The sequence below is a fragment of the Acinetobacter sp. CIP A162 genome (assembly GCF_000367905.1).
Classification (GTDB): domain Bacteria; phylum Pseudomonadota; class Gammaproteobacteria; order Pseudomonadales; family Moraxellaceae; genus Acinetobacter; species Acinetobacter lwoffii.
Genome location: NZ_KB849156.1, coordinates 17,695 through 37,381, shown reverse-complemented (window position 1 = coordinate 37,381; position 19,687 = coordinate 17,695). Strand labels below are relative to the sequence as shown.

Below are 19,687 nucleotides of genomic sequence, written 5' to 3'. Positions count from 1 at the left end.
GGTCTTAATTGCTTCACTTGGAGAAAATAATGAAAGCAAATCAAACGCAAATAACAACGACTAAAACGACTGGTATCAAAGCAAGCGTATTGATGTTGTTCATGACGTTAATCTCAAGCCCTGCTTTTGCTCAAATCTCAAAAGTTAATACGGTTATGGCTAATGTTCAGTCAGTCTTAGCGGGTGTGGCTGTAACTGTATTTACCATCACTATCATGTGGGCTGGCTTTAAATTGGCTTGGCAACAAGCAAAGTGGTCAGACATTTCTAACATCGTTATTGGGGGCATTTTGGTAGGTGGTGCTGCGGGTATCGCTGCTTGGCTGATTAACTAATGTCGAATTTTTCTGATCCAATTTTCAGGGGTTGCACTCGTCCTGCCATGCTTTTTGGCGTTCCAATGTTGCCTTTTTTGTTGGTGACGGGGGTAGCAATTCTTTTAGCGGGTTGGTCTTTTTATCTACTCAGTGCCTATGTGACTTTATTTATAGCAGCTATTTATGTGCCTATTTACTTCTGGATGCGGGCAATAACAAAAGTAGATGACCAACGATTAAAGCAAGTATTGATGCGGTGGCGCATAAGAGGGAAACAGATCCAGAACCATCAAAAATGGGGAGCAATCTCATTTTCGCCACTTAAATTAAAGAAAAGGAAATAACAATATCATGCGTTCAAAACAGCAAGTTAGAGATAGCGCAAATGCTGAAGTCGCAATTTCAGACTATCTGCCGTTTGGTAATCATGTTTCCAACAATGTTATTAAGCTTAAAAATGGTGAATACATTGCTACATGGAAATTAGAAGGCATTTCGTTTGAAACAGTTGAAGCCGATATTATTAGAATCCGTAAAGAAGGATTAAATAATTTTTATCGTGCTTTAGGTGGCGGTCACTTTGCTGTTTGGACGCATAAGATTCGTAGGGGAGTTAATGAACGTCTAAATGGCGTTTATGAAAATGATTTTATTGCTGATTTTAATGAAAGATATTATCAGCAGTTTCAGGGTGAAAAGAATAAACAGATGGCTACTGAATTGTATTTAACAATTCTTTATCGTCCTGAAATTTCCAGATTAACAAAGATTTTTAAGAGTAAAGCTAGTCGTGATCCAGTAGCCCTGAAAAAGCAGATTAAGCGGGATCTCGATATTTTGGATGATGTAGCCAAACAGGTTGAAGCAAGTCTATATCACTACAATCCAGAACGTCTGGCGACCTATACCAAGAAAGGTTTTGTCTACTCCGGAATGTGTAATCTACTTGGTTTTTTAACTAATGGAGTTTGGGAAGAAATCCCTTTAAGACAGGCTAATCTTGATCAATATATTCCAAGTAGTCGCTTGTTCTTTGGTGACAAAAATGGCTATTTACAGATTAAACATCCTGAAGCGCAAAAATATGTAGGCTTTCTGGATATTCAAGAATTTCCACGTTTATCAGAATCAGGAATGTGCAATTCCATCCTGTATGGAAACTATGAATACATTGAAACTCAAAGTTTCACGGTTTATGGCAAGCGTGATGCTGTAGATAAATTAAAAACAATTAAAGGCCAACTAAATTCTGTAGAGGACGTTTCAGATCAAGAGATTCGTGATATTGATCTGGCTATGAGTGAAGCTAATAGCGGGAATTTCCAGTTAGGCGAATATCACTATACGCTTGCGATTTTTGGCGATTCACCAAATCAAGTTGCTCTAAATGTTTCGAGTGCCAGAACTGCTTTATCAGATGAAGCAGGGTTCAAAATGGCTGTAATTGATACTGTTCCTGAATGTGCATGGTTCTCGCAATTAGCGGGTAACTTTAATATGCGTCCAAGAGAAGCATATCTCACAAGCCTAAATTTTTCTGCTTTAAGCCCTTTTCATAACTTCGCAAGAGGTAAGCGTGACGGCAATCCTTGGGGTGAAGCACTAGCTTTATTTAAAACTCCAAGTGGCCAACCATTTTACTTTAATCATCATGTCAGCCCTGATAAGCAAGATTCTACAGATGACAAGATGCCAGGTAATACGTGTGTCATTGGAACAACTGGTGTGGGGAAAACAACCCTAGTCATGGCCATGATGATGTTTGCTTGTAAGTATAAAAATCTGAAGGGTGTTTTCTTTGATAAAGATAGGGGCGCAGAAATTGGGATTAGACGGATTGGGGGTCAATACTATGCCTTAGAGCGTGGTGTACCAACTGGCTTTAATCCGTTGCAGCTACCACCGACTGAAACAAATATTCAGTTTGTAGAAAAGCTTGTAAAAATTCTGGTAGGTGGCGTTCGTAATGCTGCTGAAGATCTGGAAATCAGTCAGGCTGTTCGTACCATTATGCGTGATGATATGCCGTTAGAACTCCGCAGACTTTCAGCTTTATATATGAATCTGAAAGTAAATGGCGGGGGTGATTCGCTTCAGGATCGTTTAGCTAAATGGTGTAACACTGCTGATCATGACGGAAATTTATCTTGGGTCTTTGATAATCCATACGATACTCAAGACTTTTCTAAAGCCAAAATGCCAATCTTTGGTTATGACTACACGGAATTTTTAGATGATCCAGAAGTCCGTACACCAATCATGGCTTATCTATTACACATCACAGATTCATTGATTGATGGTAGTCCGTTTATTTATTGGATGGACGAGTTTTGGAAGCCATTAACAGATGAATATTTCAAAGATTTTGCCAAAGATAAGCAGAAAACTATACGTAAATTGAATGGTCTAGGTGTCTTTATGACGCAATCTCCAAGTGACGTTTTAGATTCTGACATTGGTAAAACAATGGTTGAACAAAGCGTTACTCAAATCTTTTTACCTAATCCTCGTGCTGATTACGATGACTATGTAAACGGCTTTAAGGTCACTCCGCAAGAATTTGAAATTATTAAAGAGCTAGAAGAAAACTCACGCATGTTCTTAGTTAAGCAGGGTAGCCGTTCCGCACTCTGCAAAATGGATCTAGGCGAAATGCGTGACGTTTTACAGATTATTTCAGGCTCTAAGGACAATGTAGAACTTCTCGAAAATCTCATGAATGAAGTTGGTGAAGATCCTAACGATTGGGGCGAACTTTTCTTACAACGGATCGCAGAACGTAAAAAATTAATTTCAGAAAAAGGAGTTGCTTAGTCATGACTAAGTTTTTAGCACTATCTAGTTTGTTGGTTATTTCTACTTTAACAACTGCATGTTCTGATGATAAGGAACAGGTTAAGCAGTTAAAAGAAGAAGTGAAGGCTGCACAACAATTAAAACTTCAAGACTTAACTGCTGAACAGCAAGAAGAACTGAAGCAGCGCAAGGCTAGAGCATCCCAAAAGGGCAATATTCTTGATGAATATGATCCTTCTGCACCTCAAAAACCAGTAAAACCAGTAAAACCAGAAACCAAAAAAGGATCTGGAAATATTCTTGATGGATATAACCCAGATTCAAAATAATTAAGGATTCATAGGGGATTGCAATGGCAATTATTACTACATTAGAAACAAAAATTGATTCTCTATTAGCAAGTTACGTGACAGGTGTTAGTAGTAATATCGCTTCTGCAATTGTTCCTATAGCTTTGACTGCTGCAACAATTTATATCCTGATCATTGGCTACAATATTGCGACTGGCGCACAAGAAGATTCTATTTATACCGCTTTATGGAAGTTTTTTAAGATCGCTTTTGTTGGTGGAATTGCTTTAAGTGCGGGAGTCTATCAATCCTTTGTTGTTGAAGCTATTAACGGACTAGCCATAGGTTTAATTCAGATTGTTAGTCCAGGTGGTGAATCTTCGTTAGGTGCTTTACTGGATCAAGTGAGCGTTCCGTGGGGTGATTTAATCCAAAAATTAGGTGAAGAAGCTGAATCAGCTTCTGGCGTTTTCCCTGATATTGGCTTGTATTTATCTGCTGCTGTTGTTTCTGTCGCTCAATTCCTATTGTTCTTCATTGGTACTGGTCTATATTTACTGGCAAAAATCAGTCTGCAACTTTGTTTAGGCGTTGGTCCCATATTCATTCTGTGTGCAATGTTCCCTGCTACACAAAAATATTTTGAAAGTTGGCTTTCTCAAACATTGAGCTATGTTTTCACCATAGGCTTTATCACAGCAATTATCAGTATGCTCTTTGCTTTCGTTTCAGGCATGTGTACGCAAATCGCTAATAACTTTGATGCGGGTGACATTCTTACTTCTGTAGTTTCCCTCTGTATTGTTGCGGGAACTATTGTAGTGATCATGTGGAACATTCCAACGATGGCTTCAGCCATAACAGGTGGGGCGGGTGTTCAAGGTGTCGGTCGTGCTGTAGCACAAGCAATTACTAAAGGTCGTGGCGGTAATAATTCAAAATCTGATAGTGCTTCAGCTACTCCTACTACTGGGGGAAGTGTTCAAGGGAATTCTAGCAGCTCTAATAATTCCAATAGCTCGAATACAGGAGGATCTAAGCCGTTATATCAACGACATACTCTCTCTAACCTCAAAAGAAACAAATAGGAATTTTTCTAATGAAAAAACAATTGTTAGCTTTGGGTTTAGGTTCATCTTTGTTTATTAGTGGTCAAGCCAATGCTACAGGTATTCCTGTCATTGACGGTGCTAACCTTGTTCAAGCTGTTCAAAATATGGTGGCTTGGGGTGAGCAATACAATCAGATGGTGAACCAGATCCAACAGGCAAAACAGCAATACGATTCCATTACTGGTATTCGTGGTTTCGGTGACGCTGTCAATAATCCATATCTTAAAGACGTGATTCCAAGTGACGTTGCTGACATTTATAAAGGCATCCAACAAGGCGGTGTCAATGGTATGACTTCAGCAGCTAGAAACATTCGTGATGCCACAATGGTTTATGACTGTGCTTCTAGAACTGGCCAGAACTATAAAGCCTGTCAAGCTGCATTAAATAACAATGCACAAACACAGGCTTTAAATCAGCAAGCGTTAGGCGTTGCGGATCTGCGTACTGAGCAGATTGATAATCTGCGTAAACAGATCAATAACACTACTGATGCTAAAGCTATCGCTGAGTTACAGGCTAGGATTCAAGCAGAACAGTCACAAGTTGCTAATGATGCAAACCGAATTGCTTTGATGCAGGCGCAAGCGCAAGCTCAAAAAGATGCAGCACAACAGCTTGAAATTGAAGGCCGATTAAAACGTGCTGCCCAAAAAGGCAACATTCTTGACGGCTACTCTGGTAACTAAACTTTTAAAAAAAAGCCCATTTCTTTTGAAATGGGTATTTTTTTTGCAATTTTTCAGAAAACATTGAATTTATAAAACCAAAATATATTATTTTGGTTTACGGTTTTTATATTTTTTGGCATACTTAGAGAAATAACTCTAATAGGGTCTATCATGAACAAACTTAAAAAAGTATCTGCTGCTGAAGAAGCTAAAAGCTATGAAAAAGCTATGGATTGGGAAGCAGATCTTATTGCGATGCGGGCTAAGTCAGAACGTAAAGCTTGGACTATTGCAAAAGTAGCGGTGGGCGTGGCCGTCTTAGAAGCCATTGGATTAGTGACATTAGCTCCAATGCGCCAGACTGTACCTGTTGTTTTCACAGTAGATAAAGCTCAAGGAAATGTTGAATACGTGGGCGTTGTTGATGATCAGCAAGTAAAAGGCAAACAAGAATTAATTGATAAAAATAACATTACTCGCTATGTAACCGCCCGTGAGAGTTATTTCTATCCGTTATTACAGCCAGATTATGATTTAGTCATGACTATGAGCAGTAATCAGGTCGGTAATGACTTTGCTTCACTCTATGAAGGTGATAGCGCAAGAGATAAAAAGTACGGCAAAAAATATGAATTAAAAGTTGATGTGATTTCTGTCCAGACTAATCAGGATGAAACAGGTTTTACCGCTAGTGTCCGCTTCACTAAGACTTTGCATTCAGTCGAAGCTAATCGTGATGAACAGCCACAATATTATATTGCAAGTATTCGATATGAATATGCTCCGAACAATCTAAATAAACTGGTAGAAAAAGATCTAATTAAAAATCCATTCGGCTTTAAGGTCGTGGGCTATCGTGTCGATCCTGAACTATCTCCTAACAGACCTGTAGCGCAAGCTGCGGTTGTTGAACCTAGTCAGCAAGTCTATGTTCCGATTCAACAAGGCGGGGCTGCTGTTCAGCCACAAGCTCAACAAGGAATGTAAAGGATCATTACATGAAAAAATTAATTCTTGCTTTGGGTTTGGCTATGCATGGGATCTCTTATGCAGCAATTACGCCTAAAGCTATGCCTACCGATTCACGTATTAGAACAATCAATTATGTTCCTAATGATGTTTATCGAATTACTGTCAAAAAAGGCACTGTAACCCGCATTGTATTAGGTGAAGGTGAAAGAATTTTAGAGCGTGGTGCTGCTACTGGATACCCTTCAGACTGTGAAAAGGATGACACCAATTGGTGTATTTTTGCGGATACTGGATCAAATTTAGTATGGGTGAAGCCAAAGGATAAGGCTACTCGGAATAACTTAGAGTTACGCACTAATAAGCGTGATTATAGTTTTGATTTTCAAGTTCTAAATAATGCCAAAGAAAAACCGATGTATCGTGTTGTCTTTAAATACCCACAAGAAGAAGAAAAACGTAAACAGGAAGAAGCTCAACGCTATAACGCTTATGCAGCACAATTAAAAGAAGAAAGCCAGCTTACTGAATTTTTGGTTTTACAGCATCGTTTAGCCAATGCTGCACCTATCCCTAAAAATTGGAATTATCGTCAAGCTACAAACAGTAAAGGGAAGCATTTTGTTCCAGAAATGCTATTTGATGACGGTCGTTTTACCTATATGCGATTTAAAGGAAATACCGATATTCCAGTCGTATTTATTGAAGGTACGGAAGGGGAAGAAAAAGTTAATTTCCATATCAGTAAAGAAGATCCAAAACTTTTGATTGTTGAAGCTCTAGCTAAAAAATTTGTTTTACGTCAAGGAAAAGGCGTAGTGAGCATTTTCAATGAATCTTATGATCCTGTCGGTGTTGCTCCTCAAGATGGCACTACTGTAGAGGGTGTTAAACGTGTCATTACTGGGGATATGAACTAATGAATACTAATGATCAAAAACCATTAGATGATCAACAAGCTCCTGATGAAGAATTTAACGAATCAGAAAATGGCATTGTGTCTGTCAATGAACGTGGGGATCAGGAAGATGGAAAAGGTAAAAAAATAGCGTTTATTGCAGTTATGGCGGTACTTTTTACTGTTATAGCGGTCTTTGCCTATAACTTCTTTTCAGATAGTAGTGATGCTGAAGAAGCAGCCCAATTAAAAGAAAATCAGATAGATCCAAGCCTAGATGCTTCAGCTAAAAGACGGGAATTTACTAATACTGATCCTGTGCCACTGGATGCAGGTCAAAATGCTCAATTTCAAAGCCTAGATGCCTGTCAGGATCAAAGTATTCCTAGACAGCTAACAGACAATAACGGCAATGCTTTAACTTATAACGGCATGTTGGTTTTTCAATGCCAAAATGGTCAGCAGATTTTAAGACAGCCTGAAGCTGCGCCAGTAGTTGAACAACAAGCAGCAAATCAACAGCCTGTAGTAATTCAGCCACAGCCACAACAACAAGCTCAATATGTACCTTTAAACAATGGAAGCCGTTACGGTGGCGGGATTTTTGTCAATCCTTCACAACAAGGCGGGGCGGTTGGCCAGCCGTCAAGCATGAATCATCAAGCAGCTTATAACCAAGTAACAGGCATGATGAAACAGTTTGAACAGGATCAGAATAGTAATAGCCGTTCTGGTAATTTCTCTGGATCTGGTTTGATGTCTTTAGCGCATGATGATGATGAACCTATGCAGCAGCATCAGCCACAACAAGCTACAACTAACATGGCCGATCATTCCTCTAATAAAGTCCAGGCTAGGTTTATTGGGGATCGAAATTACTTAATTGCTAAAGGTCGTGTAATCCGTTGCAACCTGTCAGTTAAAGTCGTTTCAGAAATTGGCGGTATGGCTTCATGTGTCCTTCCACAACCTGTTTATTCTGATAATGGTCGTGTAGTCCTTGCTGAAGCGGGATCTGAAGTCATTGGAGAATACAAAAGTATTGCAGCACAAGGGCAAAGACGTTTAGGTATCATCTGGTCACGCTTAAAAACTCCGCATGGTGTTATTGTCGATATTGATTCTCCCGCAGCAGACCATTTAGGAACAGGTGGTTTAAGTGGTCGAGTAGATAACCGTTGGGGGGCACGTATCGGTGCAGCGTTTATGCTTTCTTTAGTTCAAGACGCTATTGCTTACGGTATTTCTAAAGAAACAGGCGGGAACAATAGCACTCCTTATATGCTTCAAAACACTTCAGACATGGGTAAATCAATGGCTGAAACAGTGTTGAATGAAACAATCAATATCAAGCCAACAATTTATAAAAATCAGGGTGATGTAGCTTCAATTTACGTAGCCAAAGATATTGATTTCAGAGGTGTGTATGAACTCCGCGCAAAATAATGTTTTAAGCAAGGATGTAATGGTTAGACAGCTATTACTTCCATTAGAAAAATTCTTAAAAACTAAAGGGGTGACTGAAATTGCAATTAACGCACCTAACGAAGTTTGGACGGAATCTAATAAAGGATGGGAAAAGCATTCTATAAATCTGGAAATGGCGCAAATAACAGCTTTAGCTAATGTTATTGCTACCTATACCAATCAACGGATTGGCCAAGAAAACCCTATATTATCTGCTCAATTGCCTGATGGAGAGCGTATTCAGATTGTTCTACCGCCAGCCATTGAAAATGGAACGGTATCAATGACAATCCGTATTCCTGACGAGTCAAACCGATCATTTCAGGAATATAAAGATCAAGGCTTTTTTGACCACTTCAGATATGGGAAATCTAAAGAGTTTGAGCAGTTTAAACCTGTATTACGTACTGAAGATATTAAGCTAGTCCAGTTTTTAGAAAACAAAGATCTTGAGGGATTTTTTAAATTCGCTGTTCAATGTAAGAAAAATATTGCAGTTGTTGGTGATACTGGTTCTGGTAAAACCACTTTCATGAAGGCAATTTGTCAGTACATTCCTAAAAATGAACGTCTTGTCACTATTGAAGATGTACGTGAACTTTTTGTTCCACATGAAAACAAGGTTCACCTACTTTATTCTAAAGGTGGTCAAGGTAAAGCTAAGGTAACTCCATCTGATCTGATCGCTAGTAATATGCGTATGAAGCCAGACCGTGTATTACTTGCTGAATTACGTGGTGGAGAAGCTTTTGACTTTCTGAAATTGCTTACAACTGGTCACAGTGGATCTATTACAAGTTATCACGCTGAAAGCTGTTCACTGGCTTATGATCGCTATGTCTTTATGTGCAAAGAACATGAACAAGCAAATATCTACGATGTCACTACACTAAAGGAATTAGTTGCTTTAACCATTGATATTATTGTTCATGTTGAAGTGAAGAAAAAATACGATGATGAAAGTAATTTAATAGGTAAAGAACGCTTTATTTCTGAAATTAAATTTGATCCTGTTTCTAAAGTTAAGGCTCAATTTGGTGATGCTGAAATTATTGTCGGGGATCGAGCATGAATAAAAAGATCCTGATTCTACTCCTTGCGATTTTTCTAGCGGTCGTTGGTTTCTTTATTACTAAATATCTGGCCGGTGTTCTTTATTACTTAGCTAATAAGACCAATCCATTTCCTGAAGTGAATCTGACAACGTGGGGGTATTATTGGGATTTATATGCACACAATGTACCTGCACAAAAGAAAAAGCTGCAAGGTGCCTTGATCGCTGCACTATTTATCACTTTTGTTCTCCCTGCTTTAGTAATTGCTAGTCTGTTTAATAAAAAACAGTCGTTACATGGTGATGCCAGATTTGCCACAACAAAAGAAATTCAGAAATCTGGATTGATGGGAAATAAGGGAATTTTAGTAGGGAAATATCATAATAAATACTTAATGCTTGGCGGTCAGCAATTTGTACTTCTGGCTGCTCCGACACGAAGCGGTAAAGGTGTAGCGATTGTTATTCCTAACCTTCTAAACTATTCGGATAGTGTAGTTGTATTGGATTTAAAGCTTGAAAACTTCCTATTAACTTCTAAATTTCGTGCTAAGAATGGACAGAAAGTTTATCTATTCAGCCCATTTTCTGAAGATCTAAAATCTCACAAATGGAATCCATTTGATACCGTTAGTCATGACGAAAATTTTAGAGTAGGTGAAATTCTTGCTATTGGTCGAAGCTTCTACCCTGTGACTGGTGATGCTAAAACCGATTTCTGGAATGACAATGCTAATAACTTATTTCTTGGCCTAGCCCTATATCTATTTGAAACTGAAGATCTGCCTGTAACTATGGGCGAGGTTTTAAGACAGAGTTCAGGTAAAGGTAAGCCAATTCAGGATCATATTAGATCTATTATTGATGAAAGAGCGCAAAGTGATAAACCGCTTAGTGATACTTGCCTAGATGCTTTAAACCGTTTTTTAAGTTCACCAGACAATACGCTCGGTAACATCATTTCTACTTTTACCTCACCTTTAACGATTTTTGCGAACCCGATTGTAGACGCTGCAACTTCATCAAGTGACTTTAAACTTGAAGATGTACGCAGACAAAGAATGTCTATCTATTTTGGTGTTCAACCAAACCGTTTAGGGGATGCTAAGAACTTAATCAATTTGTTCTATTCACTCTTAATTGATGTGAATCTAAAAACACTGCCACAACAAGATTCATCTTTGAAATATCAGTGCTTAGTCGTGAATGATGAAGCAACGGCTGTTGGTAAAGTCGCGAAAATTGCAGATGCTAACTCGTTTATCGCGGGTTATAACATTCGTTTATTAACAATTATTCAGTCTATTGGCCAGCTAGAGGACGTTTATAAAACCCAAACTAGGGGGCTTGTGACTAACCATGCTTTGCAAATCGTTTATCCGCCTAGAGAACAACGTGATGCCAATGAATATAGTGAAATGCTTGGCTATTTCACTTTCAAAGCAAAATCTAAAGGCCAAAGCCGTTCTATGGCATGGGGTCAAGGTGGCTCTAATTCAGAAAATGAATCAGATCAAAGACGAGCTTTAATGCTCCCTCAAGAGTTAAAAGAATTGTCGCAAGATAAAGAAATTATCTTTATGGAAAATACAAAACCTATCATGTGTGAAAAGGCTAAGTATTTTAATGACAGTGCTTTTGTGGATCGCCTAAAGTCCGTTTCTCCTAGCATGAAAGCAATTAAAGGTTTTCCAACTCACAAGCAATTAGAAAAAATTGCCTTTGAGGATCTGGAACTTTCAATTCCTATTCCTGATTTAGACGTAAAGCTGCATAAGGCAAAAATTGAAAAACGTATAACTGAAATTACTACAGTAGAACAGGCTGAACAGATAGATATTTCTAGCTTAGTTATCCCTGAATTTAAGTTAGATAAAACAGTTTTTGAAGATCCAGAAAATCCACAACCTGAAGAATGTCTACAAGTGGTCGATCAATTCTTTGGGGCTGTTGAATGGGAAGAAGATACTGAAGCGCAAAATATTGTCGATGACTTCTTTAGCCAGGTGGAAGCTAGTGCTGAAAATCCAATAGAAAACCTAGTTGCAGTAGATGAACCAGAACAAATGGAAAACCTTGTTGCAGCAGATGAATCAGATCCTCTGGCCATGATTGCAGAAATGGAAAATCTGGTTGCAGTAGATGAATCAGAACAAGCGGAAAATCTAGTTGCAGCCGATGAAGGTCAAAACGGATCTATAGAAAATTCAGATATTGATGACGTTTATCAGGCGTTTTCAGACCAAGTTAATTCTAAATAAGGAAACTATCATGAAAAAAATCTCTCTTACATTAATCAGCCTTGCCCTATCTTTTTCAGTTGTGGGCTGTACTTCAAATAAAGCCGTGACCAGTCCTAATGGCTTTTCATCTAAAGCGGTTAATCCGCCTGACACTGTAAAAAACTATATGCAAAGCATAGCTGTATATCAGCAAAATAAAGATTTAAGCACTGAAACTGAAAGACAAATTGCACTTCTAACAGACAAATATATTCAAACCAAAATGATTATTGACGAAGCAGCACGTCGCCAAAATATTTCTAATCAATAAGGACTTGATCATGACTGAAGCAAACAAGGTCGATAAACCTAGTTTTAATAAAGAACAAACAGGCTATACCAAACTTGGCCAGACGTTAGAAACAAATCAAGCTGAAGTCAATTCGATTGAAAAAGCTGAAAATATAGATATTTCAAAAAGCACAAAAGGTATTAATCAAGATCCTGAAGAAACTAAGGTAACTGATACCAAAAAGCTAAAAGCTGATGACAGTAAAGAATCGAGTGAAGAAGGCATACCTAAAGCATTGCTCAATAAATATTATGTGGTAGATGACAAATATCACTTTAAAGGTAATCCTGAAAAAGTAGCTTTTGAAGATTCTGGAAAAGCTTTAAAAACCACAATTGATGATAAACATATTGCTGCTTCAATGGTGGAGGTAGCAAAAGCTAAAAAATGGGAAACAATACAGGTTAAAGGCTCTGAAGAATTTAAACGGAATGTATGGCTTGAAGCTTCAATGAAGGGCATGACAGTAAAGGGTTATGAACCTCGTGATATTGATCTAGCCTTGCTCAATGATATGAAAAAAGAACAAGGTAAAGAGGTAGTTCTCAATACTATTGAAAAGGGTAATGAACGCCAGAAAGAGAAGCCTTTAAATGAGAAGGAAAAAGTAGATACAGCACAGGAACGGAAGGAAAAAATTAATAACCTGTCAGAACAGGAAAAAGCTTTACTGACAGTTTTTGATAAAAAGATGAAAGCTGACGGTTTCACAGAAAAGCAGCGTACAGCCAGTATAGACGTTGCGGTTGAACAGCTTAATCAGAAAAAAATGCACGTTGGAAAATTAGTAGATCATGGTGCAGCACCTTATAAGCATGATCCTAAAAATAACAGCAGCTACTACGCCACTATTGAAAATAGTAAAGGTGAAAAAAATACAATCTGGGCGAAGGATCTGGAACGTACTTTGAAAGAGCAAAATATCATTAAGAATGATGATATTGTCCTGTCCTATAAAGGGTCTAACAAAGTCGAAGTGAATACTAAAGAAATTGATCCTAAAACTGGACTGCCAACAGGCGCAAGAGTTCAAACATTAGCAAATAAAGGGAAGTGGGAAGCCCAAAGCTTGAGTAAATTGAAAGAAACAACTGAAAAAGCTCTAACCAAAAATGATAAAACTAAGCTTCAGATTCAACACAATACCGATATTCAAAATCAGAAATTTCATAAGCCAAAATTAACGGCTTATGATGCCAATGCTCCAAAACAGCAGCCACAAATTAAAACTCAAGAGAGAACTAAAAATAAAGATATATCCCGATAATCTAGGCCACGAAAACACCCATTAAGAGTGTTTTTTTATATCTCGTTACTGGATCAAATGGGAGTAGTTCATTTTCTGCAGTCGCCATTTAAAAAGCACAGCTTTTTAAAGCTCGCTTGAAAATCAACGGTAATCAGGGAAGGGAAAATTTAACTGATTGCGTCAGTTCGCAAAGTAGACACTTTGCTCTGATATGTCTGCTATGGATCTGCATTAGATAGTTAGAATAGAGGCTTGGATAATAGCTGCAGCTTGCAGCAATTGTCCAAGCATCGGGATTAGACGTTTTAGAGATTATGGACCAGACAATAACATTGGCAGTCCATGATCTACTAAAACTAATAGAAGGTTAAACTTTGGATATTACTTGTTTTGTCCACCTGTGGACTATATAATCAAATTTAATCTGATTAAGGACGGTATATAATGACAAATGCAGATTTTAAACTGCTAGTTGAATCATTGGGGTTCTATAACGCTGAAGCAGTAAGGGATTATTTCAAAGCTATAGGCTTTAATGAATCTATTAACGTCCGACCAATCCAATATTGGTTGAATGGTAAGAGTGTAGCACTCAATATGCCGATTCCAGACGATGTGGTTGAGCATTTTAAGCAGCTTGAACAAATGAAAATTGAATTATCTGGTCAAGAAAAATTTAAGAGAAATAGCTTTCTTTACAAAGACAAATATTTAATGTGGGAAAAATTCCCTGAATTAAATGGATTACCTTGCACATACCTTAACCAGTTAATGGTTCTGGTGAATATGCTTCATGGTTATAGAGAAATGCAGTATTGCTCAAGCTACTAAGGATCATGGAATGAAAAATCAGGATCTTTCTATTGTCGAATTGGTTAGTAAACGCAATAAAATTTTCTATACAGTCTGCGGATTATTGGTCTTACTAACAGCATTATCATTTGCCAGATACTTTCTGAATTTTAGTATCCTTTATCTATTAATCTTGCTTATTCCATTTTTTGCTCTCCTTTATTGGATGATAAAAATTACTGAAGGAATAAAAGAGAAAAGGATTAGTCAGGAAGGATAGGAGAGACTAGTGGTAGATATTGTTGACCCTTCTACACGTAGCCGTATGATGGCCGGAATCAAAGGCAGTAATACAAAGCCTGAATTGCTAATAAGACACCTGCTTCATAAAAAAGGATTCCGTTATCGTCTTCATGTAAAGGATCTGCCGGGAAAACCGGATATTGTGCTACCAAAATATAAGTCAGTGATTTTTGTACATGGCTGTTTCTGGCATGGCCACCAAGACTGCCATCTTTTCAGGTTACCGGCAACGCGGACTGAATTCTGGCAGGAAAAAATCTGTCGTAATCAGGCGAATGATTCCAGAGCTGTAGATCTCCTGCTCGCCAGTAACTGGCGGGTCTGTATCGTCTGGGAATGCAGTATTCGGGGAGCCAAAAAAGATCCGGAAAAAGTAGTCAGTATAATTGCTGACTGGCTTGCAGGTGATGAACAGTTTCTTAAAATACGTGACATTCAAAGAGATCTATGATCTTTGGGAAAATACAGCCATACTTATTCCTCTGATGACAGATCAAGCTCCTTATATTCATCATAGAGGCAAGCTGAATTGCCTGCTGACACCCTGAACTGGTTACGTTTTTTCTGTTTCCATTTACCTGTATTCTGATCCAATGCATATTTACATCCTGGATCATGGACTACTATTCCTGTAGACAGGGCATCCAGGAATTTTTCAATACTCGCTCCTTTAGCCAGCGATACCTTTGGGCCAAACTGGTAATAGGTAGATCCTTCAATTTTTAAATTAGTATATGAGACATAGCATGTTTTTGTATGTTTTTTCTTCCAGTGATTGAGCAGTTTGCTGAAGGTCCACCCGGCCGCAATTTCTCCATTGTCATTTTTCAGAAAATAGCCACCCTCGCTCAAGGTGATTTTCTTTTTCTCCAGATCATACCCTTCAATGAAAAGTGTCAGGTGGGTTTCCGGATTTCGGATTCCAGTCTGGTGTTTGGCGGTAAAATAAAGTTGATGCGGTTGCCTACGGTTTGCATGGGTATTCATGAAATTTGCATAGCTATCACGATAGAGTCCGATATCCGGTTCAGGAGTCATCAGAGTTGTACTGCTTTTTGATCTTGTTTTCAGCTCCCAGTCCAGAAAATCTGGACTGGCATTTCCGTTTGGAATGATGCCAAATTCGCATTCAAGGGTAAAACCGGCTCCATTAGGTGCTTCATAGAAGATAACAGTACCGTCTTTGTCCAGTCTTCTGGATCTTATGGGCCCTTTGATGTAGATATCTTTGAGTTTTTCAATTAAAAGACCCTGACTGTCTGCAAGGCTGGAGTAATATTCATAGAAAACTGACAGGACCTGCTTGTCCTGATTCTGTTCGGTATATTCCTGGATCTCTTTTGAAATTTCTTCATTCCATGATCCTGTATACGCAAAGACCTTGTCATCAGTCAGTCCTAGTATCATGCCCCGTTTCTGGCTGGCATACCGTTCACGTTCTTCTGATGTTGGTGGTTTCATTATCTTGCTTGGGGCAAGCGAGCAGCCACGAAGGAATCCCGAAAGCCTGATTTCCGGATATTTGGGATAAAGGATAATCTGGGAACCTGCGGCTTCTTCAGTTTCACCTTCTGGTGTAATCCAGAACAGTTTGAGAGGTGCCTTGAATATAGGGCCTTTGCTGGACTCTCCATCAGCACGGATCTCTCCCAGCGGGAAGTCCTGAATAACCTCAAAATTCCCCCCAAAATAGATCTGCTGTTTGGAATTGTCATTATTGGAAAGAAGCTTGAGCAGGATACGGGTTGCACCCAGATCCTGCATTTTCTGTGATATCTGTCTGAGAGTGGCCATATACAATCCAGTCATTGTCTTCTAACCGGATCGTACCTCTATTTTAGTGATTTTTATAGCTTTTAAGCAGACATCTTGTCTTTTTCACGCTTCCGGATTTCTGCTGCACGTAAAATATAAGGTTCCAGTAACTTTGCAACGGCAGCGAAAACAGGCACAACAACCGAGTTGCCGAACTGCTTGTATGCCTGTGTATCCGAGACCGGAATACGGAAGAAATCTTCTCCGTCCAGTTTCTGGAAGCCCATCAGTCTGGCACATTCCCGTGGTGTTAGACGACGTGGGCGGTTTTTCTGGTTATTTGGATCATCAAACTCTTCTTCTCCCCGCTGCATGTCCCAGCCGCGGTCAATTAGTATTTCCGAACCGTCTTTATGATAACGAGCTGAAAGGGTTCTGGCCACGCTGCCAGGATTTTTCGGATCTACCAGACCAAACCCAAAACCGTTACCTTTGGCCTGATGTTTCTTTGCATAGTTGTAAAGATACTTCCAGAGATTTTCAGTGAGTATGTACTTGTCTGCTACTTCTGTTTCTAACACATCCTGTATGGTCGGACGGGCTTCAGGGAAGAGTTTACTGATATTTTTCAGGGAAAAGTCTCCCTTGATATCCAGACTGCGTTTGAAGCCTACCAGTACAATACGCTCACGGTGCTGGGGAAGGAAATTTTTGCCGTCAATGATTTTGGGGTCATTCGGACCACTCGCGTCAGCATCTGCAACATCATAGCCCAGCTCGTCCAGCGTCTTCATGATGATACGGAAGGTATTTCCCTTGTCATGGCTTTTCAAGTTTTTTACATTCTCGAGTACGAAAATGGCTGGCTGTTTTGCAGCAATAATACGTGCCACATCAAAAAACAGAGTTCCCTGTGCTTCACATTCAAAACCATGAGCCTTGCCAAGGGAATTCTTTTTTGAAACACCTGCCAGAGAGAACGGCTGGCATGGGAAACCGGCCAGTAGTACCTCATGATCTGGAATTTCGTTATCAATATGCTCATAAGCTTCATTGATGTCTGTATCCGGATCTTCAGTCAGCGTAACCTGTCTGATATCTTCGTTGAATTTATGCTGTTCAGGATCACAGTACCAGTTAGCCTTGTATGTCCGGACGGCTTCCTTGTTCCATTCGCTGGTAAACACGCATTGTCCGCCGATTTCTTCAAATCCCTTTCTGATCCCACCAATACCGGCAAAAAGATCAATAAAACGGAATTTATAATCTGGATGGTGGGCTGGTGGTTTTGGAAGCATTTTTTGCTGAAGCATTTCTACTTCACCTTCACTCAATGCCCTTGGTGCACTCTTTCCATTCAGCCATTTATTCAGCGTTTCACGGGTCCAGTCATACTGACCTACTCTACGAAGTATTTCAGCAACAGTTTTCTGGTCATAGGACTCCAGTACCTGATTAACCAGCGCCTTGTGTTCTGCAATTTTCTGGTTTTCCTGGATTAGATACTTTTCATGCAGGTCATCAGCTTGGGACAAAAGCTCTTTCATCTATAAATCTATATTGGGTATTTTGAGTGATATTTTATCACTCATTTAACCCAGATTGGAGGATTTAAGTTCTTTGTGTTCATTAATTATGCAATACTCAACTGATCTTTTAGTTGATTCTGGTACATATGCGGATTTTTAAACAAATAGAAAATTAATGAGAATTGCTAAAGTAAGTACATAAAGCGTCAGCAGCTTACTATGAAATGTATTTGTGATTCTTGTCATTTTTGACGATTATGGTTGGTAAAATGATTATTCTTTTTTTCTTTAGATACAACCTCCATCAGAAAGAAGTCCAAGTTAAAAGGAATTTTAGTCTTACCTTCAAATGCTAAAAAAGGAAAACTGTGCAAGAATAGGAAAAGTATTGATAATTCATTTTCTTAGTCTATCCCAATGTTTATTTTTAAAACTTCGAGGTTTCTTCAAGAATTCACATGTCAGAGCAAAAAATTAAACTAGTACCACCTAAGAATTATCGCCATCCTTATAAAGTTGAAGGTATTTCCTACATGGATACTGAAGACCCAAGATTTACGTATGCCATCATAAGTCTAGTTTCAACTCATAAAAAAATTAAGAATAATAAATATCTTATTCGTGTTCTTATGATGAATGACCATCTTAAATCTAATGCTGAATTTAATATTGCCTCAGGGTTATTTACCAGTCTTATACATCCGGATGTTTCAGTGGTTGTTAAAAATATAGCACGTCCGGTACAAGACTCTGATTTATATGAAGCATTAGCTCAAACAGCAATGGATACTCTAGCTCAAGAGTACAGCTATGCTTCTATTATTGAAAATCAGGATATGGCTCGATTATTCGGGTTTCTAATATCTTCCATGATTGGAATCGAGTTCAATCCTAATCCTGTTAAATCTGAGGTAGCGGTTGCCTCTGAGCTTTTAAAAAATATTGATGATATTATTTATATCTATGATAACTATATGGCTCTTGATCTAAGTGATGAGCTCAAGGCTGAACTTAACTATCAATTCTGGTCAGCTATTACAATGATGACGCGTAGCAATGCTTTGGTATATGCGGATAATTCAAGAGGTATGGATTTCTCAAGTCTTGCTAATAATAAAACGAACCTGACTATTAAAAATCTAAAAAAAGCGATTGAAACCAGCTTACCTTATTTCAATAAAGTGCATATTCAGCGTGAAATTCGAGATTTGTTAACCCACTCAGATTTTGATGTATCTAACAGAAAAATAATTTGCAAAGATATGCTTATATCCTCTCCTCAAGCTGGCAGACTGAATATGCAAGTTTATATAAAATATAAAACTGTCATAGCGATCCTTTACCGTGCTTATCTTATTTCTGTGGAGAAGAATATTCATGAAAGCAAGATCAAAAGATTAAATACTATTCTTGATGAATCTGCTTATCGTCTTCAAAGTACTGGTCAAGATCCTCTTACATTAAAGATTCTTAAAGACCTCTTTATGATAGTGAAAAAGCCTTTAAATGCTGACGGCAATAATGATGTTGAAATTATTTTTAGTGAAGAAATTTCCAATGTCATCAAGAACCATGCCTTAGTATCTTGATCAATAAAATCCAGATTACCTGATAAAAAACTCCGGCATCTTGCCAAGGTTTTTCGTATTGGGCTCGCGTGGTGTAAGTACTGTCGTATCTGCTGATCCTGTGCGATTTCCTTATTCTTGTTATTTGGAGCATCCTGCTCTCGATACATCCATCATAGGAAATTACAGCCAAGTCATCATAAACTAGACATTTTTATTGGTGAGAATATAGACATTTTGAATGGGTTCTAACAACAGAATTTCGTATAACCTCCATTATGTTAAATGGAACCTTCTTTAGTTGAATATTCATACTTTCAATGGAGCAAAACTTGCAGAATCT

At 38.5% G+C, this 19,687-nt stretch carries 18 protein-coding genes; 16 read left to right on the top strand and 2 right to left on the bottom strand.

Annotated features, from left to right (window positions below):
* Positions 1–29 precede the first annotated feature (29 nt).
* The 15 genes from F995_RS00215 (at position 30) to F995_RS00140 (ending at position 14,943) form a co-directional block, all read left to right on the top strand.
* On the top strand, positions 30–335 hold the full coding sequence (locus F995_RS00215) for a TrbC/VirB2 family protein (RefSeq protein WP_004644768.1): 306 nt from the start codon (positions 30–32) through the stop codon (positions 333–335).
* A complete protein-coding gene (locus F995_RS00210; protein ID WP_005407440.1) occupies positions 335–661 on the top strand; it encodes a VirB3 family type IV secretion system protein in 327 nt (108 codons plus the stop codon). The genes F995_RS00215 and F995_RS00210 overlap by 1 nt, the downstream gene beginning before the upstream one ends.
* 7 nt (positions 662–668) lie before the next feature.
* A complete protein-coding gene (locus F995_RS00205) occupies positions 669–3,131 on the top strand; it encodes a VirB4 family type IV secretion/conjugal transfer ATPase (protein ID WP_004644767.1) in 2,463 nt (820 codons plus the stop codon).
* Between the two features lie 2 nt (positions 3,132–3,133).
* Positions 3,134–3,442, top strand: coding sequence for a hypothetical protein (locus tag F995_RS00200; protein ID WP_004644766.1), 309 nt, complete (start codon positions 3,134–3,136; stop codon positions 3,440–3,442).
* Positions 3,443–3,465: 23 nt separating this feature from the next.
* Positions 3,466–4,491 (top strand): TrbL/VirB6 family protein, encoded by a 1,026-nt coding sequence (locus F995_RS00195; RefSeq protein ID WP_004644765.1) that lies wholly within the window; start codon positions 3,466–3,468, stop codon positions 4,489–4,491.
* An 11-nt stretch (positions 4,492–4,502) separates the two neighbouring features.
* Complete coding sequence (virB5, locus tag F995_RS00190; RefSeq protein ID WP_004644764.1) at positions 4,503–5,204, top strand: P-type DNA transfer protein VirB5; 702 nt, start codon at positions 4,503–4,505, stop codon at positions 5,202–5,204.
* A gap of 153 nt (positions 5,205–5,357) precedes the next feature.
* A complete protein-coding gene (locus tag F995_RS00185) occupies positions 5,358–6,173 on the top strand; it encodes a VirB8 family type IV secretion system protein (protein ID WP_004644763.1) in 816 nt (271 codons plus the stop codon).
* Positions 6,174–6,184: 11 nt separating this feature from the next.
* Positions 6,185–7,075, top strand: coding sequence for a TrbG/VirB9 family P-type conjugative transfer protein (locus F995_RS00180; RefSeq protein ID WP_004644762.1), 891 nt, complete (start codon positions 6,185–6,187; stop codon positions 7,073–7,075).
* Positions 7,075–8,499, top strand: coding sequence for a type IV secretion system protein VirB10 (gene virB10 / locus F995_RS00175; RefSeq protein WP_004644761.1), 1,425 nt, complete (start codon positions 7,075–7,077; stop codon positions 8,497–8,499). The genes F995_RS00180 and virB10 overlap by 1 nt, the downstream gene beginning before the upstream one ends.
* The gene (virB11, locus tag F995_RS00170; RefSeq protein WP_004644760.1) at positions 8,480–9,592 is read left to right on the top strand and encodes a P-type DNA transfer ATPase VirB11; all 1,113 of its coding nucleotides are present in this window, start codon (positions 8,480–8,482) and stop codon (positions 9,590–9,592) included. Before virB10 ends, virB11 begins: the two co-directional genes overlap by 20 nt.
* The gene (locus F995_RS00165; protein WP_004644759.1) at positions 9,589–11,835 is read left to right on the top strand and encodes a type IV secretory system conjugative DNA transfer family protein; all 2,247 of its coding nucleotides are present in this window, start codon (positions 9,589–9,591) and stop codon (positions 11,833–11,835) included. Before virB11 ends, F995_RS00165 begins: the two co-directional genes overlap by 4 nt.
* Positions 11,836–11,845: 10 nt before the next feature.
* Complete coding sequence (locus F995_RS00160; RefSeq protein ID WP_004644758.1) at positions 11,846–12,127, top strand: hypothetical protein; 282 nt, start codon at positions 11,846–11,848, stop codon at positions 12,125–12,127.
* Between the two features lie 10 nt (positions 12,128–12,137).
* Entirely contained in the window at positions 12,138–13,415 is a 1,278-nt protein-coding gene (locus F995_RS00155) for an LPD7 domain-containing protein (protein WP_004644756.1), read from the top strand.
* 426 nt (positions 13,416–13,841) lie between these two features.
* Positions 13,842–14,228 carry a hypothetical protein gene (locus tag F995_RS00150; protein ID WP_004644755.1) on the top strand — a complete coding sequence of 129 codons (387 nt, stop codon included), beginning with the start codon at positions 13,842–13,844 and terminating at the stop codon, positions 14,226–14,228.
* Between the two features lie 250 nt (positions 14,229–14,478).
* A complete protein-coding gene (locus F995_RS00140) occupies positions 14,479–14,943 on the top strand; it encodes a very short patch repair endonuclease (protein WP_004644753.1) in 465 nt (154 codons plus the stop codon).
* Between the two features lie 23 nt (positions 14,944–14,966).
* Here the strand turns inward: F995_RS00140 and F995_RS00135 are convergent, their stop codons facing one another.
* Complete coding sequence (locus F995_RS00135) at positions 14,967–16,286, bottom strand: MvaI/BcnI family restriction endonuclease (protein ID WP_004644752.1); 1,320 nt, start codon at positions 16,284–16,286, stop codon at positions 14,967–14,969.
* Positions 16,287–16,348: 62 nt separating this feature from the next.
* The gene (locus F995_RS00130; RefSeq protein ID WP_004644751.1) at positions 16,349–17,794 is read right to left on the bottom strand and encodes a DNA cytosine methyltransferase; all 1,446 of its coding nucleotides are present in this window, start codon (positions 17,792–17,794) and stop codon (positions 16,349–16,351) included.
* Positions 17,795–18,234: 440 nt separating this feature from the next.
* On the opposite strand from F995_RS00130, the gene F995_RS00125 reads away from it, so the two are divergent.
* Complete coding sequence (locus F995_RS00125; RefSeq protein WP_004644750.1) at positions 18,235–19,365, top strand: hypothetical protein; 1,131 nt, start codon at positions 18,235–18,237, stop codon at positions 19,363–19,365.
* Positions 19,366–19,687: the final 322 nt, after the last annotated feature.